The organism is Caballeronia sp. ATUFL_F2_KS9A (genome assembly GCF_023630765.1).
GTDB lineage: Bacteria > Pseudomonadota > Gammaproteobacteria > Burkholderiales > Burkholderiaceae > Caballeronia > Caballeronia zhejiangensis.
Genome location: NZ_JALQEK010000054.1, coordinates 1 through 24,974 on the forward strand (window position 1 = coordinate 1; position 24,974 = coordinate 24,974).

Annotated in this window: 21 protein-coding genes; 9 read left to right on the forward strand and 12 right to left on the reverse strand. The window is 61.2% G+C overall.

Translation table 11 applies throughout. The annotated features are described in order from the left end of the window. Nucleotides 1-136: 136 nt before the first annotated feature. Nucleotides 137-613, reverse strand: a complete 477-nt coding sequence (gene bfr / locus NCS67_RS30510) for a bacterioferritin (RefSeq protein ID WP_250437796.1) — start codon at nucleotides 611-613, stop codon at nucleotides 137-139. 312 nt (nucleotides 614-925) lie between these two features. Between bfr and NCS67_RS30515 the strand changes: the two genes are divergently transcribed. Then, entirely contained in the window at nucleotides 926-2,719 is a 1,794-nt protein-coding gene (locus NCS67_RS30515; RefSeq protein ID WP_250437797.1) for a serine hydrolase domain-containing protein, read from the forward strand. Between the two features lie 155 nt (nucleotides 2,720-2,874). Beyond that, nucleotides 2,875-3,033 (forward strand): DUF3563 family protein, encoded by a 159-nt coding sequence (locus tag NCS67_RS30520; protein WP_008345908.1) that lies wholly within the window; start codon nucleotides 2,875-2,877, stop codon nucleotides 3,031-3,033. A 31-nt stretch (nucleotides 3,034-3,064) separates the two neighbouring features. On the opposite strand, the gene NCS67_RS30525 is transcribed toward NCS67_RS30520, so the two are convergent. From NCS67_RS30525 to NCS67_RS30535, 3 genes are all read right to left on the reverse strand, one after another. After that, a complete protein-coding gene (locus NCS67_RS30525; RefSeq protein WP_008345906.1) occupies nucleotides 3,065-4,303 on the reverse strand; it encodes a glycosyltransferase family 4 protein in 1,239 nt (412 codons plus the stop codon). A 396-nt stretch (nucleotides 4,304-4,699) separates the two neighbouring features. Then, nucleotides 4,700-5,962 carry a glycosyltransferase family 4 protein gene (locus NCS67_RS30530; RefSeq protein ID WP_309806850.1) on the reverse strand — a complete coding sequence of 421 codons (1,263 nt, stop codon included), beginning with the start codon at nucleotides 5,960-5,962 and terminating at the stop codon, nucleotides 4,700-4,702. Between the two features lie 323 nt (nucleotides 5,963-6,285). After that, complete coding sequence (locus tag NCS67_RS30535; RefSeq protein WP_008345902.1) at nucleotides 6,286-7,530, reverse strand: hypothetical protein; 1,245 nt, start codon at nucleotides 7,528-7,530, stop codon at nucleotides 6,286-6,288. A 545-nt stretch (nucleotides 7,531-8,075) separates the two neighbouring features. Here NCS67_RS30535 and NCS67_RS30540 point away from each other — a divergent pair. Continuing rightward, the gene (locus tag NCS67_RS30540) at nucleotides 8,076-8,933 is read left to right on the forward strand and encodes an ATP-grasp fold amidoligase family protein (protein WP_008345899.1); all 858 of its coding nucleotides are present in this window, start codon (nucleotides 8,076-8,078) and stop codon (nucleotides 8,931-8,933) included. A gap of 3 nt (nucleotides 8,934-8,936) precedes the next feature. On the opposite strand, the gene NCS67_RS30545 is transcribed toward NCS67_RS30540, so the two are convergent. Beyond that, complete coding sequence (locus NCS67_RS30545) at nucleotides 8,937-12,887, reverse strand: chemotaxis protein CheB (RefSeq protein ID WP_250437799.1); 3,951 nt, start codon at nucleotides 12,885-12,887, stop codon at nucleotides 8,937-8,939. A gap of 158 nt (nucleotides 12,888-13,045) precedes the next feature. On the opposite strand from NCS67_RS30545, the gene NCS67_RS30550 reads away from it, so the two are divergent. The 5 genes from NCS67_RS30550 to NCS67_RS30570 all read left to right on the forward strand — a co-directional run bounded on the left by NCS67_RS30550 (nucleotide 13,046) and on the right by NCS67_RS30570 (nucleotide 16,489). Next, nucleotides 13,046-13,384: a cupin domain-containing protein gene (locus tag NCS67_RS30550; protein WP_008345896.1), complete on the forward strand. Its 339-nt coding sequence runs from the start codon at nucleotides 13,046-13,048 to the stop codon at nucleotides 13,382-13,384. Nucleotides 13,385-13,667: 283 nt separating this feature from the next. After that, nucleotides 13,668-14,783, forward strand: coding sequence for a SpoIIE family protein phosphatase (locus NCS67_RS30555; RefSeq protein ID WP_250437800.1), 1,116 nt, complete (start codon nucleotides 13,668-13,670; stop codon nucleotides 14,781-14,783). Between the two features lie 12 nt (nucleotides 14,784-14,795). Then, nucleotides 14,796-15,359, forward strand: coding sequence for a SiaB family protein kinase (locus NCS67_RS30560; protein ID WP_008345892.1), 564 nt, complete (start codon nucleotides 14,796-14,798; stop codon nucleotides 15,357-15,359). A gap of 18 nt (nucleotides 15,360-15,377) precedes the next feature. Beyond that, nucleotides 15,378-15,773, forward strand: coding sequence for a DUF1987 domain-containing protein (locus NCS67_RS30565; RefSeq protein WP_008345890.1), 396 nt, complete (start codon nucleotides 15,378-15,380; stop codon nucleotides 15,771-15,773). 2 nt (nucleotides 15,774-15,775) lie between these two features. Next, nucleotides 15,776-16,489, forward strand: coding sequence for a GGDEF domain-containing protein (locus tag NCS67_RS30570; protein ID WP_250437801.1), 714 nt, complete (start codon nucleotides 15,776-15,778; stop codon nucleotides 16,487-16,489). A gap of 21 nt (nucleotides 16,490-16,510) precedes the next feature. Here the strand turns inward: NCS67_RS30570 and NCS67_RS30575 are convergent, their stop codons facing one another. Beyond that, a complete protein-coding gene (locus NCS67_RS30575) occupies nucleotides 16,511-16,879 on the reverse strand; it encodes an NUDIX hydrolase (protein ID WP_008345887.1) in 369 nt (122 codons plus the stop codon). 637 nt (nucleotides 16,880-17,516) lie between these two features. Between NCS67_RS30575 and NCS67_RS30585 the strand changes: the two genes are divergently transcribed. Then, nucleotides 17,517-17,870, forward strand: coding sequence for an H-NS histone family protein (locus tag NCS67_RS30585; protein WP_008345885.1), 354 nt, complete (start codon nucleotides 17,517-17,519; stop codon nucleotides 17,868-17,870). 46 nt (nucleotides 17,871-17,916) lie between these two features. Here NCS67_RS30585 and NCS67_RS30590 read toward each other — a convergent pair whose 3' ends face one another. The 6 genes from NCS67_RS30590 to acnD all read right to left on the reverse strand — a co-directional run bounded on the left by NCS67_RS30590 (nucleotide 17,917) and on the right by acnD (nucleotide 24,674). Further along, the gene (locus NCS67_RS30590; RefSeq protein WP_250437802.1) at nucleotides 17,917-18,363 is read right to left on the reverse strand and encodes a YjjA family protein; all 447 of its coding nucleotides are present in this window, start codon (nucleotides 18,361-18,363) and stop codon (nucleotides 17,917-17,919) included. A 107-nt stretch (nucleotides 18,364-18,470) separates the two neighbouring features. Then, nucleotides 18,471-19,784 carry a PQQ-dependent sugar dehydrogenase gene (locus tag NCS67_RS30595; RefSeq protein ID WP_250437804.1) on the reverse strand — a complete coding sequence of 438 codons (1,314 nt, stop codon included), beginning with the start codon at nucleotides 19,782-19,784 and terminating at the stop codon, nucleotides 18,471-18,473. Next, nucleotides 19,777-20,226 carry a DUF2231 domain-containing protein gene (locus tag NCS67_RS30600; RefSeq protein WP_175982217.1) on the reverse strand — a complete coding sequence of 150 codons (450 nt, stop codon included), beginning with the start codon at nucleotides 20,224-20,226 and terminating at the stop codon, nucleotides 19,777-19,779. Before NCS67_RS30600 ends, NCS67_RS30595 begins: the two co-directional genes overlap by 8 nt. A 208-nt stretch (nucleotides 20,227-20,434) precedes the next feature. Continuing rightward, the gene (locus NCS67_RS30605) at nucleotides 20,435-20,671 is read right to left on the reverse strand and encodes a hypothetical protein (protein WP_250437805.1); all 237 of its coding nucleotides are present in this window, start codon (nucleotides 20,669-20,671) and stop codon (nucleotides 20,435-20,437) included. A gap of 187 nt (nucleotides 20,672-20,858) precedes the next feature. After that, nucleotides 20,859-22,052 (reverse strand): 2-methylaconitate cis-trans isomerase PrpF, encoded by a 1,194-nt coding sequence (prpF, locus tag NCS67_RS30610; RefSeq protein ID WP_250437806.1) that lies wholly within the window; start codon nucleotides 22,050-22,052, stop codon nucleotides 20,859-20,861. 24 nt (nucleotides 22,053-22,076) lie between these two features. Beyond that, entirely contained in the window at nucleotides 22,077-24,674 is a 2,598-nt protein-coding gene (gene acnD, locus NCS67_RS30615) for a Fe/S-dependent 2-methylisocitrate dehydratase AcnD (RefSeq protein ID WP_008345873.1), read from the reverse strand. Nucleotides 24,675-24,974: the final 300 nt, after the last annotated feature.

Sequence of the window (24,974 nt, forward strand, 5' to 3'; positions counted from 1 at the left end):
GGACCGTGAAACGACTCCACGCCGATGATAGTGCGGATACCCGTGTGAAAGTAGGTAATCGTCAGGCTCCTCATGCTTCAAACAAAAACCCCACCCCAAAAAGGTGGGGTTTTTGCGTTGGGACTTTCAAGGCATCTCACGCCAGCTTGCGAATAGCCGATTGCTGATAATTCTCGATGCCGATTTTGTCGATGAGGCCGATCTGAATCTCCAGCCAATCGATGTGATCCTCGGTAGCGTCGAGCAGTTCGACCAGAATCCCTCTTGAGACAAAGTCCCGCACCGATTCGCAATAGACGATCCCCTCCTTGCATTGCGCTTGGGCCGCCTGCTCGAGCTTGAGGTCGTTCTGCAGAGCTTCGAGCGTCTGCTTGCCAATGGCCAACGCATGAAGATCCTGCAAATTCGGCAGTCCATCGAGCATGAGGATTCGCTCGATCAGCTTGTCAGCATGCGTCAACTCGTCCATCGACTCGTCGTATTCGTGCGCGCCGAGTTCTTCAAATCCCCAATGCTGATAGAGACGCGCGTGCAAAAGATACTGATGCACGGCCGTCAGTTCGTTCTTCAGCTCGGCATTGAGGTAGTCAATCACTTTCGGATCGCCTTGCATACCGTCTCCCGCCTGGTCGCGTTGCCACACACTCAGAATAGACGTTCGGCGATGACGAGCCGACAACGAGATTCATTCGCATTAGTGGCGACACTGCCGCATCCGCCCGCGTAGCGGGAACTTCGCTCGATTGCGCGATTTTCATGCCTATAATCGAGCGCAAAAGGAACGAGCCGCACAGAGTACGCCTTGCAGATAACAACAAGGAGAGACGTCGTGCCCCGATCGAACCGTACCCGCGCCCCTTCAATCTTCAGCCCGAATATAGCGAGCACGGGCCGTCGGCAGTTCCTCGGCATGGCCGGCGCCGGAATGCTCGCGACACTTCTTCCCGGCTGCGGCAGCGATAACGCCGACTCCCAGTCCTATCCTCAAACCGTCGCCATGGGGCAGCAGGCAATCCAGCAGGCCATCGGCAATCCGACGCAGCCCGTCGCGGCAATATCGGTGGCCATGCTCAAGGGCAGCAACGTGTTCTGGCAGCAGGCGTTCGGCGTATCGTCGGTGCCGAACCAAACCAAGGCGACGACCCAGACGCGTTTCAACATCGGCTCCGTCAGCAAGCTGTTTGCGGCGCTCGCAGCGACGATCCTTCAGGATCGCGGACTGATCACGCTCGATACGCCGATCGTCCGTTATCTCCCGACATTCACGATGCTCTCGCCCGAGTACGCGAAGATCACGACGCGCCAGTTGCTCTCGCATTCGTCGGGACTGCCGGGCACGAATTCGCGCAATCTCTTCACGTTCGCGCCGGTTCCCGGCTACGCAGCCGATACGCAAGCCGAACTCGCGAATACGCATCTGAAGCATTACCCCGGCGAGCTTGCCGTGTATTGCAACGACGGCTTCACGATGATCGAGCAGATCGTCCTCGCGATGACAGGGCAGAGCTTCGCAAGCTTCGTGGAAGCGAACATCCTCGCGCCGCTGAAGATGACGAACTCCAGCTATCTAACGAGCGTGCCGAGCAGCGGCTCGTTCTCGTATCCGTTTGCGAACGGCACGCAGTATCAGGAATTCGTCAACGCCTATGCGACGGGCGGGTTGAGCTCCACGCCCGGCGACATGATGAATCTGGCGCAGATGATCATCGGCGGCGGCATGTTTCAGGGGCAGCGCGTAGTATCGGCGGCGGGCATCGCGCAGATGGGCACGGATCAAACTACCGGACTCCTGATTAATCCGTCGCCCGAATGGAAATGGGGACTCGGCTGGGACTCGATCAGGCAACCGGCGCTCGATGCAGCAGGCGTCCTCGGATGGGAAAAGGACGGCGGAACGGCCTTCTATTCGAGCGAGTTCTTTGTCGTGCCACAGGCGCAACTCGCGCTGATGATCACGGGCAATTCGGGCTACGACGCTCGCAAGATCGCCGAATCGCTCGTGCTCTCCGCGCTGAAAGAGGACGGCTCGATCGCCTCGCTGCCGGCCAAGATCAGCACGACGGCGCCATCGGCCGCATCGGCGCCGAACATCGTCACGGCTGGCGGTATCTACGGCAATTCCGACTCGCCATTCCAGGTGATCGCGAATCCGGACGGCAGCCTGCAATTGAACCAGTGGGATGGAAAGAAGCGTACGTGGACGCAGCTTGGCGCATACCAGTATCGCAGTGACGGATGGTGGTGGAGCAACAGCGATAGCGCCTCGTATCGCTTCACGGTCGCTTCCGGAACCGATGAGAACGGCCACGCGTACAGCTATCGCTATCTGATGAAGCGTGTGGTGCCAGGCGCGGGTTACGCGTATCTCACGCTGCCGGTCGGTCAGCAACTCGCCGCGCTCACGCCGCTCGACACCGCATGGCAGCAGCGTTTAGACACGCAATGGACCCTGACGAACGATTCGCCAACGGCCGTGCCGATCGTCATCGATGGGAACGAACCGGCTTACCTGACCACGTTGCCCGAACTGCCGGGTTATGTGCTGTACGGCAACACGGACCTTCGCTATCAACTCTTCGTGCCGCTTTCGGACGATCGCGGCGGCATGTCGGTCAAGGTGCCTGGTAACTTCGGTCGCGATCTCTATGAGATCCGCTTTGCGTCAGCGAGTGGCGGCACGACACTGACGCTCGGAAGCTCGATTTACGCGAAGGCTTGAATGAAAGCACTCATTCGAAGCTAATTCACGGGAAGTAACCTGCTTCACATCGGCGATGCATGTGAAGCAGGTTCGACGAACGAACGTCATGCGCGCTGCGTCAGGCGGTGAAGCGATACGGCAAACGCCGCCTCCTACACGACAAGGAGCACATCATGTTCGCACTGCTTTCGCATCTTCTCGGCAAGCTGGTTTCCCGTACCGACATGCCTTCGCATAGCGCTTATCTCGCGTCGTCAGGCGATCTTGCCGATCTCGAACGCCGCATGCGTAACGTCGAAGACGAAGACCGCGCTTACAGCATGTCGTTTTGATGCGCGAAGACCCGCATGAAACATCCGCGGCTCAATTCGCCTCACGTCCTGTCGCGAGCCACGGCTTTCGATCTTCGAGGCAGACCATTCCTTCGTACAGTTCGACGTAGGAGCGGATCATCGCATCGAGACTGAACTTGCGCGCATGCTGGCGCAGCCGGTCGCGCGTAGAAGGATCGTCGAGCAAGGCGGTTGCCTCGTGAATCTTGTCGATCAACGTCTCGGGCCGGCCGACGTCGAACAGGAGATTCGAACGCGGCTCGATGATCTCGGGAATGCCGCCCATATTCGATCCGACGACGGGCACGCCATGCGAATACGCTTCGAGGACGACCAGCCCGAACGGTTCGTTCCACACGGACGGCACCACCAGAATATCGATGCTGCTCAGGAAATCCGAAGGATCGACCCGTCCGAGGAAAGTCACGCGCGGGTCCGCGTATTTCGTCTTGACCGAATCGACGAAGTCCTGATCTCCGGTGCCGCCGATCGAGAGCGTCCAGTCGAGCGTCTGGTCTGCGAGCAGTTGTTCCAGCAGCAACTCGACGCCCTTTTCAGGCAGCACGCGCCCGAGCATGCCGAGTCGCAATGGAGCGTTTCCATCTTGTCTCGAATGCTGTGCCGCGACGGAATCCATGGCCGGCTGATAGCAATTGTTGATGACGGTCGTCTTTGCCGCACGCGAGAAAAAACCGCTCTCGAGATGCTTCTGCAAGACGAAATCGCTGACGCCGACCGCAACGCTGACCTGCGCGGATGCGATCTGCTTCGGCTTCGCATACAGCGAGCACACGCCGCACTGACTCGCGCAGGGCTTGCCGGCCGTGAGCATGCTCGCCGTCGGGCACAACAGATAGTAATCGTGGATCGTATGTACGATAGGCACGCCCGCGTTGTTGGCGACGCGCCATGCATCGACGGAAAGACACGAGAGGTTGGCAGTATGAATGATGTCCGGCTTCTCGCGCTCGATGATCTCGGCGAGCTTTCGCGTCATCGACGTGTTGCGCACGTCGATCGCGTGCCAGATCAGCTTGGCGACGCGGGAATGCTCGCCAGGCGCATGCGGCCAATAGAGATTGGTCGAACGCAGACGATAGACCTTCGCGCCGTTGACGACTTCATTGCGATCGTCGCCTGTGCCGGTCGCGCAGACCACGCAAACCTCTATGCCTGCCTTGATGAGGCCATCGGCAAGGAGTCGCGTCGCGACTTCGGCGCCGCCGACCTCGTCTGGAAAATATAACGTGTTCGCGATCAGTACTTTCACGGCGTATGGACAGGATGCAGATCACTACGAGCCGGCGGCTTGGCGGTGCGAAAGTCTTCGCGCGCGCCGTAGCTTGTTGAGCGCTTGCCGATGATGTGACGGGGCGGATGACCCTTCATGTGTCGCGGCTCCGGTTCTACAGCGTATGAGCTGATGGCTGACAGTTGGCGCCGCGTCACCTCGATCCGATCGACGACAGGATTGGAAATCGAGTGCGGTCGTTCGAGCTGAACTTTGATCCTGCAAGGTGTGCGGCCCAGTTTACCCCATGAAAGCAAGGGGTATCGCGTTTTTTCAATTTGCGTGCTGCCTACATGCTTTGCGTCTTCCTTATGAATCGATAGCCCGATTTTTACCTTGTGGCCAGCAGCAAAAACGATATGGACCGTGGCAAGGTTACGGACATACGGCGCGTGGCAGCGCCTGTTCTTCGAGCACGCTTTCATACAGCGCGCGATATGACTCGACCATCGCATCGACGTTGAAGCGCCGCGCATAGTCGCGGAAACGCTCGTGCACGCGCGGGTCGTCGAGCAACGCCACCGCTTCATGCAGCTTGCCGATGATCGAAGAGGGCTGCGCGATGTCGAACACCAGATTCGTGCGCGGCTCGATGACTTCGGGAATGCCGCCCGTGTTTGCACCGACGACCGGCACGCCGTGCGAATACGCTTCGACCGTGACCCTCCCGAACGGTTCATTCCAGATCGATGGCACCACGAGAATGTCGATACTGTCGTAGAACGCGTCCGACTTCACGCGGCCGAGATATTCGATGCGCGGATCGTCGTACTTCGACTTGAGCGCCTGAAGATAATCGGCATCCGCATGGCCGCCTACGGCTAGCGTCCATTGCAGCGTATCGTCCGCGAGCAATTGCTCGAGCAGCACTTCCAGCCCTTTCTCCCGCGACACGCGCCCGAGTATGCCGAGTCGCACGGGGCCGCCTGTATAACGGCGCGTGCGCGGCGGCGCAGTCGAAGTTTCAAGCGATTCGCACGCGTTATAGATGACCGCCGTGCGCGACGCACGCGAAAAGTAGCCGCTTTCCAGATGCTTTTGCAACACGAAGCGACTCACGCCGACAGCGACCGCGACGCGCGCCGACGCGATGCGCTTGGGCTGCGCATACACCGAGCACACGCCGCACTGCCGCTGGCATGGCTTCGAATGCGAGAACATGATCGCGGTCGGACACATCAGATAGTAATCGCGCGCCGTATGCACGATCGGCACGCCGGCATTGCGTGCGAGACGCCAGATATCGACAGAGAGGCAAGACAGATTGCTGGTGCTGATCACGTCCGGCTTTTCACGCGCGATGATGCTCGCGAGCTTGCGCGACATGATGACGTTATAGACATCGATGGCATGCCAGATCAGCTTGGCGACGCGGCCGTGCTTCTCGCGCAGATGCGGCCAGTAGAGGTTGACCGAGCGAAGCCGATAGACCTTCACACCATTCACGTTGTCCACATGGTCGACACCCGATCCGGTCGCGCAGACCACACAGACTTCGATGCCTGCCCTGACCAGACCCTCGGCCAGTAGTCGCGTAGATACTTCGGCCCCTCCGGGTTCATCCGGAAAATAGAGTGTGTTCACGATCAGTATCTTCACGACGACGAAGTCCCCTTGGAAAAGCCTATGCAAAGACACGGCAGAGCGTAACGCTCTCAGGGTTCGACGATCGGTCAAACGACGGAAAAACCCCGGAAGACAAGGCAGGTATTGAAATCATCATACTCGACGGCGAGCTAACGTCGTGTTTAAAGAATCGTCGAGCCGTGCTTGTCTCTGCCATGACAGATACTCGCGCGAGCGCATTTCGGCTCGACTGCGATGCGGAAAACATAGCAGCTTGTGCACCGGCGTTCAATGTGGTGCCGAACATAGACGCCGATGACATTGGGTGTTGAAAGAAAGAGGAATGCGGGCAGTGATCGAACGCCGCGGCCTGAACCGCGGCGTTCATGCTGTCGTTACTGCGGCTCGTACCACGAATAAGTCGGAAGCGTGGTCAAAGGCTTGCCGATCTGGAACGTGATATCCCGCAGGGACGTCAGCGGAATGTTGCGCGGATCGCCCGTGTAGCGCCGCACGTCGCCGTTATCGTTGATATAGACGACGATGTCGCCGGTGATGCCCGCAACGTTCGTGCTCGAAAGCGGCATGCCCCAGACATCGAATACCTGGCCGAGCGTGAAGTCCTTGAAGTTCGGCGTTTCGATATGAATGATGCCGGTGTTGTCATGCGTGTGCGTTTCATAGTTACACGAAGACAAGATGCCGACATTCTTCGGGAACGCGAGCCACTGCCCGTCCTTGAAGATGGCGACGTGCGAGTGAACGTGGAACGTCTCGGCCATGCCCGCCGCGCAGATCAGGCCATCGACCGGCGCGCCGGTGCCGCCCGTCGCCGTATTGCCATCGGTAAAGTACAGATTGCCCACCAGGCCGCCGTAGCTGAGCGTCGTCACCGTCGACGTGAACGGCGGCGGATCGGTCCACGTATAGGTCGCGATCTGCGTCGGCGTCGCGCCGATGACGAGCGTCACTTCGCCCTTGTCCGGCAGCACGAGGCTCGAAAGATCGCCGGTGTATTTGGTGAGCGTGCCGCCCGTGTTCACCCACGCGGTCACATTGCCCGTGAGGCCCGCCACGTTGGTCGTGCTGAGCGGCTGACCCCAGACGGAGAAGAACTGCCCGAGCGTGTAAGACGCATTCGATGTCACGTCCATGCGGATCTTGCCCGAGGCATCGACGGTGTGGACCGGATACACGCAACCCGTCTGCTTCGCCATGGTCGGCTTCACGTATCCGACGTTCGCCGGCAACGAGAGTTGCTTACCGTTTTGATAAATCGACAGATGTGAATAGCTGTATTTATTGCCGGCGACCGTGCAGTTCAGATTGGCGACGGCCTGGCCGGTGCCGCCCGTCGATGTAGAGCCGTCGCTCCATTGCGATGCGCCGATCGTCGTACCATCGACGACTGCAGTCGCGGCGGCGAGCGTCGGCGTGCCGGTCGTCGTCGAAGGCGTGCTCGCGCCGGAGGGTGCGCTCGCGCCGCCCGGTGAGCTTGCACCGCCTTCGCCCGAGCTCGTGGGCGAGCTCGATCCGTTGCCCGAACCGCCGCCGCCACCGCAAGCGGCGAGCAATGCGAGCGCTGCGGCCGCGAGTGCGCTTGTCATCCAGCGCGTGTTCATCTGTTTCTCTTTGAGCATGTGTCGACTCCGCCCCTAAGGATTTCTGAAGGTGTTGCGGGTTGCACTGCGGCCGCATGCGCGACGCATGCGTGGCGTGCATCCGGCATCGGAAGCATCGCGAGCCGCTCTCGATGCAAGAAACGCGCTTGCTCGTGGAGACGGTCTCGATACGATTGACGCAAATGTTGGCGCCTGTCGCTACGACGCTCGTCTATCGACCGGATGCGTTATGGTCTGACTTGCGTCGGTGAAGTCCAGCGACTCATCGAAAGAGAGAAACCGGTCCGGTTATCTGATTCGCCGGCCCGAGAAAATTTAACGTCGAAGAAATGTCGTCGCAAGCAAAGCAACTTTTGGAAACGTGTTCTGACACCGTGGCTTTCGGGTGTGTGCGTTCGCGTACATACGTGCAGTCCACGATTCAGCAGAAAATCAAGGTTTCGATGAAGTGCCGACGGCAAATGGAACAGCGCCGCGGCGAAATTCGGTTCGCATTTAACGCGCGGCCGGAGAAAGGGGCGGACGGGGTTTCGTCTGACGTACAGAATAAAGGAGGGGAGTAAATGACTCTCTCGAAGACGTTGTTTCACAGCGTAAGGGACTGGTTGCCCGATAACCTGTACTTGACCATTTATCATCGTCGCCGGATCGGACGATTTCCAAAGCTGCGCAATCCGACGACATTCAATGAAAAAATCCTGCGGCGCTGCCTCGAACCCGATCCACGCTTCGGCGACCTCAGCGACAAGCTGAAAGTACGTGAATACGTTGCGGAAAAGATCGGCAGCGAGTATCTCGTGCCGCTGGTTGCTGAACCATCCGATTTCACGAGAAGTGTTTTCGATGCGCTTCCCCAATCCTTCGTCATGAAGGCGAATCACGGCAGCGGATTCGTGCATGTCGTGCGCGACAAGAACGAAACGTCATTCGAGAAACTCGATGCAATGGCGAAAAGCTGGTTATCGACCGACTTTTATGCGATTGCACGCGAACGACATTACCGAACCATCGAGCGGCGCATTTTCTTCGAGGCACTTCTTACCGGAGAAGATGGAAAGGTCCCGCCGGATCTGAAGTTTCATGTCTTCAACAAGCAGTCGGGCGATCCGAAGATATTCATCCTCGTTATTTCGGATCGTTTCGGAAGCCCGCGCGGCGACATGTACGACGCGGACTGGAATCTTCTCGATATCGGCATGGGCCACTATCCGCGCAGCCCGACTCCGGCTCCGCGACCGGCGAATCTGGATGCGCTCGTTTCGATCGCGCGAAAGCTGTCGAGCGATTTCGAATTCGTGCGCGTCGATCTGTACGATGCGAAAGACCGAATTTACTTCGGCGAGCTGACGTTCACGCCGGGCGCGGGCATGTTCGCGCTGCATCCCGACAAGGTGGACTACGAGTGGGGAAGCCTCATGTAACGTTCACGGCCGGCTGAGCGTGTCGCCCAGCGGAAACTCGATGTGACATCGCGCGCCGTTCCGCCCGATCTCCAGCCGGCCGCTTCCATTGAGCTCGTCGGCGACCTTTCGTTCGATCATCTCCGTGCCGAAGCCGCGTCGTCGAACGTTCGCCGACGCGTCGAGCACGGGCCCGCCATGTTCGGTCCAGTCGAAGCAGAGCCACGTCGCGCCGCTTCGGTCGACGCGCGCCCAGCGAATCGTCACGGCTCCGCCATCCGCCGAAAGCGCGCCGTATTCCAGTGCGTTGACGACGAGCTCGTGGACGATCATCGTCATCGTCTCGGCGGCTTCCGATGAAAGCGCGGCATGCTCTCCGTCGATATCGAACTTGCCGTTCGTTTCGCCCAGCGCATCGATCTCGAGACGCACGATGTCGTGCAGATCCACTTCGACGTTCAGTCCATCGGCAAGTGCTTGCTCGATGCGCGCGAGCGCTTGCAGCCGGCCGTTCATGAGCGACGCATGGCGTTCGACGCTTCCCGCGCCATCGGCGGTGCGCGCGTTGATCGAGATGATCTCGGCGATGATGCCGCGTACCCGGCGCCTCAGTTCCATGAGCAGCGCGGATTCGTGTTCTAGCGCGTCGCGCAGCGCGTCCGCCGAACGGGCGCGCTCGACCTCGGCCCAACAACGGCCCGCAACGCCTTCGACCAGCGCGACCATCTCCGGCATCCAGCGGCGGGACGTGCGTTGCGTCACGCGAAGAAGCCCGCGCAAGCGGCCTTCGGCCATCACCGGGACGAAAACAGCCGCGCCGATGCCGTCTTCGGCGAGGCTCTGCCTGATCGTCGCGGACAGACGCGGATCGGCCTGCGTATCGCTGATGACGACCGACTGGCCTCGCTCGTACGCCGACGCGAATGGCTCACAGGTCGCGCGACCTTCGATCGGCAGCCACTCGACCTGCTCGGTGTCCAGTTGCCCCGCGACCATCCGGCAAGCCAGGTGCATCATGCTTTGCGGATCGGTCAGATCGCGCGCCGCGTTCGAGAAGCGCACCAGAAACGCGTTGACTTCCCGCGTGCGTAAGCGCGAGCGTGACAGCTCGATCTGCCCTTCGACGCGCGCCAGCAGCTCGCGCGCGGAAAACGGCTTCGCGACATAGTCGTCCGCGCCGGCCTTGAGCCCCTTGATCGCGGAGTCTTCGCCGGCGTAGGCCGTGAGAAGGATGACAGGCGTGTCCCTGAGCGCATCGTCCTCGCGTATCGCGCGCAATAGAGCGAAGCCGTCCATGCCGGGCATCATGACATCCGCGAGGATCAGCTCGGGCCGGTGCCGATGCGCCTGAGCAAGCGCGAGCGTGCCGTCGGGCGCGACGTCCACTTCCCAGCGCGCGCCGAGCAGACGTTGCAGATGCTCGCGAACATCCGCATTGTCGTCGACGACCAGCACACGGCCGCGTTTCGGTCCCGTGGCCGCGCTCAACTCGACGAGGTCATCGTCCTCGAGCGATCCGTTCGGCCGAAGCCAGCGTGCCGCTTCATCGGCCAGCAGTGCGGCGAGCGCCGGCTCGCGCCCGCTCAGGTCCGGGCGCTCGATCGTTTCGAGGCGCGAAGTCAGCGGAATCCAGACCTGGAACGTGGTGCCGGAATGTTCCTCGCTGCGCACGGACACTTGCCCGCCCAGACGCTGCACGAGATCCTTCACGATCGCGAGACCGATGCCCGCGCCTTCCGCCGTGCGCGCGCGGGATTTCTGCACGCGATGAAAGCGCGTGAAGACGTTCGGCAGCTCCGACGCCGGAATGCCGACGCCGGTATCGATGACTTCCAGTTCCGCATGCAGCCTGATCGCCTTGAGGCGAACGCTGATATGGCCTTCGAACGTGAACTTGAGTGCGTTCGAAATGAGGTTCGAGACGATCTTCTCCCACATTTCGACGTTGACCGGCACGGGCGGCATGTCCATGTCGATGGCGACGCGGCAATCGAGTCCCGCCGCCTTGATCGCGCCGGAAAACGCGCTGACGATATCCGCGGTGAGCCGGCCGAGATTGATCGGCGCGACGGCGGGCCGTCCCTGAACATCGATGGCCGAGAAATCGAGCAGGCTGTTCACGAGCCGCAAGAGGCGGCGTGCATTGCGCGACGCGACCACGACGTTCGCGGCGGCCTTCTCCGGCAGCGACGGATGCTGGCGCAGCAGCTCGTCGAGCGGCGCGAGCATCATCGTGAGCGGCGTGCGGAATTCGTGGCTCACATTTGAAAAGAACTCGGTCTTCGTGCGATCGATTTCGGCGAGCCGCGCCAGCCGCTCGCGCTCCAGTTCATTGGCGAGCGCGTCGCCGATTCCCCCGCTGACTTGCTGGACGACGAGATCGATGAAGTGCGCGTGCGCTTCGTCCTGAGGCCGATGCGGGCTGAGACCGAGAATCAGGACGCCGAGCGGCCGGGCTCGCGTCGCGGTGCCGAGCGGCATGATCAGCGCGCGCGTCGGGCGCTGGCTGCGCCGGGGCGCCTTGACAGGCGCCTCGAGACCGGGAAAGCGGCAGTCGAGATCGTCGACGGCGAAGCCCGTCAGCACGCCGGATCTCGACGCCGCCAACGCCGCGGACATCGGCCAGCTTCCGTCGTCCCGGACGTTCATCGAGAGCGTGTAGGGCGCAGCCGCGCAGCCGGCCTCGAGACCGGCCGCTCCCGCAAGGCTCGCCTGCTGGCCCGTTTCGTCGAACAGATAGATCAGGGCGAACGGCAAATCCGCCGGCGCGCTGGCGAGCGCGGCGGCGGCGCGTTCGCAGGCTTCGCGTCGCGACAACGCGTCGGCAAGCGCCTTCGCGAGCGTGTGCAATGCGCGCGTGCGGCGTTCGGCGACGACGTTGCGCGTCGTCTCCCAGCCCGTGTTCTGCACGCCGAGCACGCGGCCTTGCACATCGCGGATGGGCGAGTACGAGAACGTGACGAAAACTTCCTCCACGAAGCCGTGCCGGTCGATCATGATCGGGAAATCTTCGCCCGCGACCGCCTCGCCGTGAGTCAGAACGCCCTTGGCGATGGGTCCGAGCACGTCCGTCCAGACCTCCGGCCACGTCTCGTGCGCGGGCCGGCCGAGGGCGAGCGGATGCTTCGCGCCGAGGAAGACGCGCCAGCGGTCGTTGTAGATCTGAATCAGATCGGAGCCCCACAGGATCGACATCGCCTGCGGTGAATCGATGGCGGTGCGTACGGTAAGCTGCAGTTCGGCAGGCCAGCCGAGCACGCATCCGAGCGGCGTGCGGCACCAGTCGATCTCTCGCGCCAGATGCGCGATCTCGCCGGCATCGCCGAACGTGCGGTTGATGGCGCGCAGCTCCGAGCGCATGCGCGGCTGTGGCGTTCCGCAGACGATCTCGCCGATGACCTGACCGATGTCGTCGAGCGGCACCACCATGTCCGCCGCGCCCGTGGCGATGGCGGCTGCGGGCATTTGCGGATATTCCGCGCTCGCCTGACTCTGCACGATCAGGCGGCAGCCGGCGGCGCGCAACGCGTTCGCGCCCACCGAACCGTCGCGGCCGAGGCCCGTCAGGATCGCGCCGATCGCTCGCGGGCCGAAGCTGCGCGCAACGGATTCGAAGAGCCGGTCGATCGGCCGTTCGATCGCGCCGCCGGGACACGGCGACAGCACGAAGGAACCGTCCGGCAGCAATTCCACGAAAGCGTGCGGCGGGGCGACCATCAGCCTGCGCCCGCCGATGCGCGAGCCGGCGGTGATCCATTCGACCGGATACGCGAGTCGTTCGAAGACCCATAGTGTTGCTTCGGGCGGCAGGTGCATCATCAGCACGACCGTGAGCGGCAAGTCTTTCGGCAGGCCGTCGACGAGACTGGCCGTGGCCATGTGCCCGCCCGCCGACGCGCCAATGACGATGAGATCGAAGGCGGACTCCGGAATCTGCTCCAGCCGGGACAGCGATGTCGGATCGGAAATCTGCACGCGCCACTCCTCGCGATGAAAGATCCGTCTTTCAGGCTAGCACGAATGTGCGAAGCCAATTCGACGCCCATTCGACTCGCGTATTTTTTCCGATCGCTCGATCGGCGTATCTCGGGCACGATAGAACGGCAAGTTCGTTTCAATACCGAGGTCGAGCCATGCAAATCCAGACTGGTAATCTTTTCAGCTTCGAAGCGAAGCGCGGCAATGAGGAGCGTGTCGACATGCTCGTCACCGGAGAGCGTCTGAACGTGGAGCGGATCGTGTCGATGGGGCACGCGAGCCCCGAAGGATTCTGGTACGACGACTCGCGCGCCGAATGGGTCGTGCTGCTGTCGGGCGCGGCCGCGCTCGAATTCGAAGACGATTCGACGCTGCTCGAAATGCGTCCCGGCGATCATGTGCTGATCGAACCGCATTGCCGGCATCGCGTCGCATGGACGCATGCCGTCGAGCCGACCGTATGGCTCGCGATCTATCACGAACGCCGGGCCTGAAAACAAAAAATCAGCGTGTTTCAGCGCGGAAAAGGCGGCAAACGTTTGCATTTGGCCGCTTTAACGCTTTCACAACAATGAGGCGAATGACGCTGCGTCTTGTCACCGAAAGTTCATGAAGAAGCCTTAGCGTGCACTGTTTCTTCATACATCGGCCAGCGTTGTCATGCACTCAGCGTTCTCGAGCTTTCGCGGTTTTTCCGGGCAGAGAGATCTTCGTACTGCCGGCGATCTTTGCAGGGAAGTCCCCTTTGTCGACGCGGAGGGCTCCAATGCACTGGTGATGGAAATCTTCTCCGCGCGCCGCGACATGGGAAGCCTGGCCGTGATCGAAGGATTGCGCCCAATTGGGCTGATCAACCGCGATATCTTCATGTCGCAGATGAGCAAGCCTTTTCATCGCGAGCTTTACGACAAGAAGAGTTGCATCGCGTTCATGGACAAGGAGCCGCTGATCGTCGAAGCGGACGTGAGCATCGAAACCCTCGCATTCAGAACCGTCGATGCCGGCGAAAAGGCGCTCGTCGATGGTTTCATCGTCACGCGCGGCGGACGGTTCTCCGGCGTGGGCAGCGGCCTCGAACTCGTGAGCGCGGTCGCGCAAATGCAGGCGGAGAAGAACCGCCAGATCATGCAGAGCATCGAATATGCGAGCGTGATACAGCGCGCCATGCTGCGCGCATCCGACGACACATTGTCGACGCAGCTTCGCGATGTCGCGATGGTCTGGGAACCGCGCGATGTCGTCGGCGGCGACTTCTATCATTTCGCGGCGTTCCCGCATGGCTGGTTCGGTGCGGTCGCCGATTGCACCGGTCACGGCGTTCCCGGCGCGTTCATGACCTTGCTTGCTTCGGCGTCGCTGTCGAAGGCGATCGAGCAGATCGGTCCGCGCGATCCGGCTGCGTTGCTCGCGGCGGTCAATCGCAACGTCAAGGGCTTGCTCGGGCAAGTGAACGGCGATGCCGCCGGGCATCAATCCAATGACGGACTCGACACCGCGTTTTTCTGGCTCGATGCTTCGGAGAACGTGCTGCATTTCGCGGGCGCGCGCGTCGCGCTGCATATTCTCCCGCCCGATGCGGCGGAGTTCCAAACCATCGCGGCCGATCGCATGGGCGTAGGTTATGTCGACAGCCGCGCGGACTACGCGTGGAATCTGCGCGCGATTGCGGCTCCGGCCGGCAGCCTGATCTTCATTTGCACCGACGGGCTGACGGATCAGATCGGCGGCCCGCGAAACATTTCCTTCGGCCGGCGCCGCATTCTCGATGTTATCCACGCACATCGCGGCGAGTCGCCATGGACGATCTGCGAGCACGTTCGGCAGGCGCTCGCGCATTGGCAAGGCGTGCAGCCGCGCCGCGACGATGTCACGTTCTTTTGTGCCCGTATCTAGTCAATTCAAAGCATGTCTCAACTACTCGATCAGGACAGCGCCTTTTTCGATCTGGCGCAGCGACGCAATGTTCTCTTCTATCACAAGGGATATTTCTCGCATAACATCGTCGCGGCCATGGGCGAAGTCGTGAAGCTGCAACTGGAAGTCGCCGGCGTGAGCGGTCCGACGCGCCGCAAGCTCTTCTCTTCGTTTGTCGAGCTTTCGCAGAACATCGTTCATTACTCGTCGAATGCGCTTTTGCAGGGCAGCGAAGACGAAGGCGCGATACGCGAGGGCGCGGTATGCATCTCGAAGGACGGCGAACATCACGTCATGTTATGCGTCAATCCGATGGCGACCGCCGAAGTGGAAAGCCTGCGTAACAAGCTCGAGCCGCTTCGCAACATGTCGCTCGAAGAGATAAGGCAGGCGTACAAGCTATCGCTGCGTTCGGATACACCCGAAGACAGCAAAGGCGCCGGCCTGGGTTTTCTGACGATGGCGCGCGATGCGAGCGCGCCGCTCGAATTCGCTTTTCATCCGCGTGCCGACGAACCCGGAACCACGCTGTTTTGCCTTATGGCCATCATCTGAGCAGGAAGGCACGAGAACATGGATAACTTTTATATTGCCGCCACGACGACATCGCCCGAGGTCGATTTGCGTTTCGATCAGCACGCGTTGTCGCTCAAGGGCGAGTCCTATCCCGAGAATGCGGCCGCGTTCTATGCGCCCGTCATCGAGCAGATGCGCAAGTATCTTGCCGAGCATGCCGGAGCCGTCGTCACGATCGACGTCGCGCTGACTTACTTCAATAGCTCGAGCACCAAGATGCTGTTCAGCATGTTCGACGCGCTCGATCAGGCAGCGCAATCGGGCAGCCGCGTATTGATGAACTGGTATCACGACGAGGAAGACGAGACCATCGCCGAGTTCGGCGAAGAACTGAAGGCCGATTTCCGCGCGATCGAATTCACCGACCGTCTCATCGCTCATCCGGGACGGTAGGCATGCCATCGACATCGTCCGACGATCCGACGCCGGATCTGTTCCAGAACGAAAGTGCGGCGCTGGACAAGGCGCGCGCGATGCACGCGGCGCCCGACGCAGGCGCCGCGGAATATCGCCGGTCGTTGGGGGAACTCATCGATCATTTCGAGCGCCTCATGCGCGAAACGCGGCGTCTGATCGGGCGCAGCGACCGCGCCGAGCGCGAGATGCAGACGCTCGCGCAGCAATTGTCGCATCGCGCGTCGCACGATGCGCTGACGGGCGTGCTGAATCGCAGCGCCGTCATCGAGCAGGCCACGAAAGCGCTGCGCTCGACGAGCGCGGCGATGATCGTGCTCGATATCGACGAGTTCAAGCGGATCAACGATGACTTCGGGCATCCCACCGGCGATGCGGTGATTCTCGGCGTCGTCGATTGCCTGCGGCGCATCGTGGGCGATCAGGGTTTCATCGGACGCGTGGGCGGCGAGGAATTCACCGTGCTGTTGCCCGGACATGAACCGCACAGCGCCGCGCTGCTCGCCGAGCGCATGCGTGAGGCAATTAGCGATACGCTGGTCGTCGAGCCGGTGGATCGACGCATCACGGCGAGCTTCGGCATCAGCAATAATGCGGCGGGAACCGGCTTCGACATCGCATACGGCCTCGCCGATGCAGCGCTGTATCGTGCGAAGCGAAGCGGACGTGATCGCGTGGAAGTTGCCGATCAATAGGCGTATATCCGCTCTTGACGATTACTTTCTGCGTCGCTGATTCATAAGTTTGACTATATCGCTTGTCGGCGCGCTGGTTATCAGGCGCGCGATGTCGTCGAGATGAACCCAGCGGCATTTGGATATTTCGTTACTCGGGCGAGCTTTTGCCCGATTCGGGACTGCGCAGGAAAACACGTGATGGTGTTTCTGCTTGCCGCGAAAGTCGAAAAGATATTTGGCCGACTTTCCCGATAACCGCGTTTCTTCCCGAAGCTCGCGCAGTGCGGCATCCGAAAGATGTTCTCCACGTTTGAGTATTCCGCCCGGCAAGGCCCACTTCGACTGACTGCGGGCGACAAGAAGGATGCGCTTGCCTCTGCGACAGATCACGGTGGCGCGTTTCTTCAAACCGGTCTCCCTTTTACTTCCAGGTATTCTCGACGCGCTTCACGCGCCATCGAATCGGGCAGAGCCTGATTAGCTGTGTATGCTAATACAGAACCTTACTCACTCGGCAAGCTCGTAAAGCACGGGCGGCGTACACGCAACAGGCGGAAATCGCTTCATCAAACGGTCACAAACATGCGATGCGGCCAGTTCATTGTGGTAATGTCTGAGCCAGGCGATTTTTTGTTCAACTCGAGGCATTGAAATGGATAGGGATGGTGACTGGCCTTTGCCACGGCCAACCACTTTCTTCAAAGCCGACCGGCGTACTACCGGATCGTCACTCTCGAAAACGAACTCAATAGCCAGTGCTTTCTCGTCACTGGCGACGCAGGTAATCGCGGAAGGAGTGCAAAGAGCGAAAGAGCTATCCACGACGAGCGATGCGCAAGATTTTCCCCAGCTTCGCGTCGCCTTCAGAATGCTCCGCGCTTTGTACTGGCGTATTCTCCCCATGCTCGAATTTTTCGACCCGTTATCAAGGGCGGGCACGGTCGCAACATCAAAGCGTTGACGTCCGTGCAGAACAAGCTGGGCGGGCTGAATCGGCGCAAGGGCAATGCGGCAAGCTGTCGATACACATACATTGAATCAGGAAATGGCTTACACAACACCGGAAATCACAGAACTCCTGGCGAAACAGGACGCGCTGAACAAGCAACTGGCCGAAGCGAAGGAACGCGAAACGCGCCAGGTGCTGATCGAAATCGTGCAGAAGATGCGCCAGTACGGCATCAGTCTGGAAGAGCTGTCAGGCAGCAAGCCGAAAGCGCAGGAACCGGTCAGGGAAGCGAAGTATCGCGATCCCATCGGCGGCGCGACGTGGAGCGGACGCGGCCGCGCGCCGCAATGGATCGTCGGAAAGAATCGCGATGATTTTCTCGCCGACACGCGCGCAACGAAGACGACCAAAGCCGCCGCGCAAGCCGCGCTGTTCGGCGACGAGGCCTGAAGCGAAGTCTTCGATCAGGCACGCTCACGGCGGCAAGAAAACATCGCTACAGAAGGGATTTTCCCTGAGCGAGAATCTTGTCGCAGACCTGCTTGGTGACTTGCTCCTTCAGCCCCGCACCGCTCAAGTCGAGCTGCTTGCCGTTGCCGCTATCCAGAATGCCTTTCGCGCCGTTCGTATAGCCTGAATCGCTGGAAGCCGAGCCGCCGAGCTTGCTCATCAGCCCGTCCTTGACGGATGACGCACTGCCGCCGAGATAGTTGTTCTTGACGCAATATTCGATGACGCCCGCGACATTGCTCGTGCTGCCCGACGTGAGCGAATCCATCGATAAGCCTCCGGTCAGGCCGCTCAAGTTGCCGAGTGCGCCGCCGCTGCTGCTCTCTTTACCTTGATTGAGCAGATTGCCGAGTTGAGCGTGAGCTACTGGAATGGTAAGCAGGACTGCAGTCAGGATTCCGCCGGCCAGAACATGACGCCTTGAGAAGATCATGGTGCCTCCGAGGTTTGATCTCTCACTATAGACGATGAACGCGCGCGGGTCGGCATCGACTGCGCGCGTTTCGATTCGTTGAAAAGTACCGGATATTCAAGCGCGAATCATCCGCCTGTTCCCGTGACGCGCCATACGACATTGCCGACGTCATCGGCGATGAGAAGGCCGCCGTCGCGATCCTGCGCCACGCCCACGGGTGCGCCGTATAGCTCTTTCTGATCCGCCGATGTGAAGCCGGTCACGACATCTTTCGGCGCGCCGACAGGCTTGCCGTTTTCGAATGCGACGTAGGACACGACATAACCGCTCAGCGGCGAGCGATCCCAACTGCCATGTTCGCCGATGAACGCGCCGCCCCGATATTGCGCCGGCAGATTGCCGCCGGTATAGAACGCCAGCCCGAGCGGCGCGACGTGCGAACCGATAGCGTAATCGGGCGGAATCGCGCGGGCGACGAGATCGGGGCGCTGCGGCTGCGCGCGTGGATCGACGTGCTGTCCGTAATAGCTATACGGCCAGCCATAGAACGCATTCTCTTTTACTGAAGTCAGATAGTCGGGGACGAGGTCCGCACCGATTTCATCGCGTTCATTGGCAATTGCCCAGAGCTGCTTCGACTTCGGTTCCCATTGCAGTCCGGTCGGATTGCGAATGCCCGCTGCATAGATACGGCTCGCGCCCGTCGCAATGTCGACTTCGAGAACGTCGGCGCGCCGGTATTCGACCTCCAGTCCGTTCTCGCCGACATTGCTGTTCGAGCCGACGCCGACATAGAGCTTCTTGCCATCGGGGCTCGCGAGCAGGGCCTTGGTCCAGTGATGATTGATCGTGTCCGGAAGATCGGCCAGCTCGACGCCGCGCTCAGCGATGCTCGTTTCGCCCGTCTTGTAGGGAAACTTGAGGATCGCGTCGGTATCCGCGACATAGAGCGTGTCACCGATCAGTTGCATGCCGAACGGCGAATGCAGTTGATCGATGAACACATGCCGCTCCCACTCGCCACTCGCGCTTTTCCTCAACAGCGTGATGCGATTCGCGCCTTTCGCCTTTTTCCCCGACTTGCTCGCGATCAATCCGGCGATGAGTTGCTTGGGCGTCGTCACCGCTTCCTCGTTCGGGCTGTTGGATTCGGCCACGAGGACATCGCCGTTCGGCAGCGCGTAGACCTGACGCGGATGCACGAGACCGGACGCGATCTTTTCGATCCGCAATCCTTCCGCGACCTTGGGCGTCGCGCCGTTGCGCCAGCCGACGTATTCGGGAACCTGCATCGGCGGCGCGAAGAAGTTGCGTGCGTCCGGCAGTGGAGGCTTCTCGCCCGCCTGATGTTGCGCATCGTACTGCGCGTGTTCGTTGCATCCGCTCATCGATGCCGCGAATGCGATCGCGAGCGCGCCTATCATCATGCGCTTATTCATGAGCCGCCTCCGCGAGAACGAGCCGGTGCATGGCCATCGCGATATGACCGATGCTCAGAAACACCACGGTGATGACCGAGAGAATGACGTTCTCCGGAACCATCGCGTAGGCATCGCGGCTATGCACGAAGGCGTTGACGACAGCGGCGACGATCGCGATCAGATTGAGCCAGAAATCGATTCGTTCGATCCGCGAGACCGCGCGCCGCTTTTGCAGCCATACGTGACCGAGATTGAGCAGCCGCGGAACGATGGCGATGATGAGACCGGCCGTCACGAGCCACGCCGCGCCTTTTCCCCAGAACACATTGCGCGTGATGGCGTAGCTGATGTCGAAGATCAGCGTGCCGACAAAAAGCCCGTAAGGAATGGGATCGAGCAATTCGAATATCGCCGGAGCGAATTTCGATGGAGGTCTCGAAGTGGCGGATGAAGTGGACATAGCTTCTCTTCCGAATGCGCGTGGTTTTTAGCCCTTGCGCATGCGGCATGCCCGCGCGCGTACTTCGTTGTTGACTCGTTGAAAGGAGCAGAGATGAAACGGTGTGCCTGTTTCGACAGGATTCAAGCGAAGGTCCGGCGTGATCGACGACGTAAGAAGCGCTTCGATCGATGTCGCACCTCGAACTCGGTGCGACATCGTCGGCCGCTCACAGCAGACGCGGATCCAGCGGCGGAGGCGCGGACGGTACCGCGGGCAGCGGCGGCGGAAGATGAAGCTCCTTCAGCAGCGCGGCGCCGGGCCACGAATCGGGCAGCTTCGGCATCTCGGGAAGCTTCTTGCTATCGGGATTGGTCAGATACAGCATGCCGCCGCGAATGGCGGACATCGCATTGCGATGCATCGTTTCGACGCACGGCAGGTCGGTGATGGTCAGAGTGGTCATGGCAGGTCTCCCGGCAAAAAATAAGAGTAATTGAATGGCGACGGACGAGTCGCCATTCGATCTTTCGCACAGGTTGTGCCAAGCGAAGCAGAGCGCGCCGGTCATCGGTTTCGCTCGAATTTATCGACGCATAACGGCGTACTCCGAACGACAGTTCGATCGCGCGATGTCGGCGCGCGCCCGACACTCAATCCAGCGCGACGACGGGAACCGACACGCGGCCTTCCATCAGTACGCGCGCGCTGCGGCTCATGATCGCTTTCTTCACTTGCCATTCGCCGTTCGCTTCGACGGCTTCAGCGCCGACGCGCAACGTGCCCGACGGATGCCCGAAGCGCACCGACTGACGCTCGCCGCCGCCCGCCGCGAGATTGACGAGCGTGCCCGGAATCGCCGCCGCCGTGCCGATGGCGACCGCCGCCGTGCCCATCATCGCGTGATGCAGCTTGCCCATCGACATCGCGCGCACGAGCACGTCGACATCGTCCGCGCCGATGCGCTTGCCGCTCGACGCGACGTATTCCGCCGGACGCGCGACGAACGCGATCTTCGGCGTGTGCTGACGTTTGGCGATTTCATCGAGGCTCTTGATGAGCCCCATGCGCAGCGCGCCGTATGCGCGAATGGTTTCGAAGCGCTTCAACGCGGCATCGTCGCCGTTGATCGCGTCCTGAAGCTCGGTGCCCTTGTAGCCGATGTCCTCCGCGTTCACGAAGATCGTCGGAATGCCCGCGTTGATCATCGTCGCCTTGAAGGTGCCGACGCCGGGCACGTGCAGATCGTCGACGAGATTGCCGGTCGGGAACATCGCGCCTTCCGCGCCTTCTTCCTCGGCGGCGGGATCGAGAAATTCGAGCTGCACTTCGGCGGCGGGGAACGTCACGCCATCGAGTTCGAAGTCGCCGGTTTCCTGGACGGCGCCGTTGGTCATCGGCACATGCGCGATGATCGTCTTGCCGATGTTCGCCTGCCAGATGCGCACGATTGCAATGCCGTTATCCGGAACGCGGTCGGGATCGACGAGGCCGCTCGTGATCGCGAACGGACCGACCGCCGCCGAAAGATTGCCGCAATTGCCGCTCCAGTCGACGAATGGCTTGTCGATGGCGACCTGGCCGAAGAGATAGTCGACGTCATGTCCGGCGCGCGCGCTCTTCGAGACGATGACCGTCTTGCTCGTGCTCGACGTCGCGCCGCCCATGCCGTCGATCTGCTTGCCATACGGGTCCGGGCTGCCGATCACGCGCAGAAAGAGCGCATCGCGCGCGGGGCCGGGCACGCGCGCCGCTTCGGGCAAATCGTTCAGGCGAAAGAAAACGCCCTTGCTGGTGCCGCCGCGCATGTAGGTCGCGGCGATCTTGATCTGAGGTGCGTGTGCCATGTGATTCGTATCCTTGATTGAATGTCAGGCCGCTTCTTTCGACGACTCCAGGAAGTCCTGCGCGAAGCGTTGCAGCACGCCGCCGGCTTCGTAGATCGAGACTTCCTCGGCCGTGTCGAGCCGGCACGTCACGCTCACTTCGACGCGTTCGCCGTTCGCACGATGGATGACGAGCGTGAGATCAGCACGCGGCTTGCGCTCGCCGATGACGTCATAGGTTTCGGTGCCGTCGATGCCGAACGTCTGCCGATTTTCGCCCGGCTTGAATTCGAGCGGCAGCACGCCCATGCCGATCAGGTTCGTGCGATGAATGCGCTCGAAGCCTTCCGCGACGATCGCTTCGACGCCCGCGAGACGCACGCCTTTCGCGGCCCAGTCGCGCGACGAGCCTTGTCCGTAATCCGCACCCGCGACGATGATGAGCGGCTGCTTGCGCTCCATATACGTTTCGATGGCTTCCCACATGCGCGTGACGCGGCCTTCGGGTTCGATGCGCGCGAGCGAGCCTTTCTTCTGTTGACCATCGACGATGGCCATTTCGTTGATGAGCGTCGGATTCGCGAACGTCGCGCGCTGCGCCGTCAGATGATCGCCGCGATGCGTCGCGTACGAATTGAAATCCTCTTCGGGCAAGCCCATTTTCGCGAGATATTCGCCGGCCGCGCTGTTCGCGAGAATCGCGTTGGACGGCGAGAGATGGTCCGTCGTGATGTTGTCGCCGAGCACCGCGAGCGGGCGCATGCCCTTGAGCGTGCGAGCGCCTGCAAGCGCGCCTTCCCAATACGGCGGACGGCGAATGTAGGTGCTTTGCGCGCGCCAGTCGTAGAGCGGGCTGATGGCTTCGCCGCTTTGCGCGGTCAACGCGAACATCGGTTCGTAGACGCGACGGAACTGCTCGGGCTTCACGCTTTGTTTGACGATGGCGTCGATTTCCTCATCGCTCGGCCAGATGTCCTTCAGATACACGGGCTGGCCGTTCTTGCCGATGCCGAGCGCATCGCGTTCGATATCGAAACGGATTGTGCCCGCGATCGCATACGCGACGACGAGCGGCGGCGACGCGAGAAACGCCTGCTTCGCATACGGATGAATGCGGCCGTCGAAATTGCGGTTGCCGGACAGCACGGCGGTCGCGTACAGATCGCGATCGATGATCTCCTGCTGGATCGCCGGGTCGAGCGCGCCGGACATGCCATTGCACGTCGTGCACGCGAACGCGACGATGCCGAAGCCGAGCTTTTCCAGATCGGGCAACAGACCGGATTCCTGCAGATACAGTTCGACCGCTTTCGAGCCCGGCGCGAGCGACGACTTTACCCACGGTTTGCGCGTGAGACCCTGCGCATTCGCATTGCGCGCGATGAGCGCCGCCGCGATCACGTTGCGCGGATTGCTGGTGTTCGTGCAGCTCGTGATCGCCGCGATGATGACCGCGCCGTCCGGCATCTGCCCCGGCGTTTCTTCCCATTTGCCCGCGATGCCGCGCGTCGCCAGTTCGGACACCGGCAGGCGCTTGTGCGGATTCGAGGGACCCGCCATGTTGCGCACGACCGTCGACAGATCGAAGCGCAAGACGCGTTCGTATTCCGCGTGCGTCAACGAATCGGCCCACAGGCCAGCGGTTTTCGCGTAATGCTCGACGAGGCTCACTTGCTTGTCGTCGCGGCCCGTGAGACGCAGATACTCGATCGTCTGCTCGTCGATATGGAACATCGCGGCGGTCGCGCCGTATTCGGGCGCCATGTTCGAGATCGTCGCGCGGTCGCCGAGCGTGAGGCTCGACGCGCCTTCGCCATGGAACTCGAGATACGCGCCGACGACCTTTTCCTTGCGCAGGAATTCGGTGAGCGCGAGCACGATATCGGTCGCCGTGATGCCCGGCTGACGCTTGCCCGTCAGCTCGACGCCGACGATATCCGGCAGACGCATCCACGATGCGCGGCCGAGCATCACGTTCTCCGCTTCGAGCCCGCCGACGCCGATCGCGATGACGCCGAGCGCATCGACGTGCGGCGTGTGGCTGTCGGTGCCGACGAGCGTATCGGGATACGCGATGCCATCGACCGCGTGAATCACCGGCGACATGCGCTCCAGATTGATCTGATGCATGATGCCGTTGCCCGGCGGAATCACATCGACGTTCTTGAACGCCTTCTTCGTCCAGTTGATGAAATCGAAACGATCTTCGTTGCGCCGGTCTTCGATCGCGCGATTCTTCGCGAACGCATCCGGATCGAAGCCGCCGCATTCCACCGCGAGCGAATGATCGACGATGAGCTGCACCGGCACGACCGGATTCACCTTCGCGGGATCGCCGCCCTGGTCCGCGATCGCGTCGCGCAGGCCAGCGAGATCGACGAGCGCGGTCTGTCCGAGAATGTCGTGGCAGACGACGCGCGCGGGAAACCACGGAAAATCGCGCTCGCGCTTGCGTTCGACGAGCTGCATCAGCGATTGTTCGAGGATCGCCGGATCGCAGCGGCGCACGAGATTCTCGGCGAGCACGCGCGAGGTGTAGGGCAGCTTGTCATAAGCGCCGGGCGCGATCGCTTCGACGGCTGCGCGCGCGTCGAAGTAATCGAGTGTGGTGCCGGGCAGGGGTTTGCGGTTTGCAGTGTTCATCGCCGTGTCTCGGTCATGGCATGGTCTTTCGCGCGCCATGCTCAAAGGTATTGTGGGGAAGACCCCTTCGACTGGAAATCCGGGCTATTTTAGGCGCCGATTTCAAAAATAACCCGCCGCCGGCGCGGCGACGGGCCGAAGCTCTTCACGGATCTCGCGTATCACCGTAAAGAGGGCTGATGCGCTTTACGCACGCTTTGCCAGCGGGACGAACTCGAGGTTGTCCGGACCGGTGTAATTCGCGCTCGGCCGGATGATCTTGTTGTCGATGCGTTGCTCGATGATGTGCGCGCTCCATCC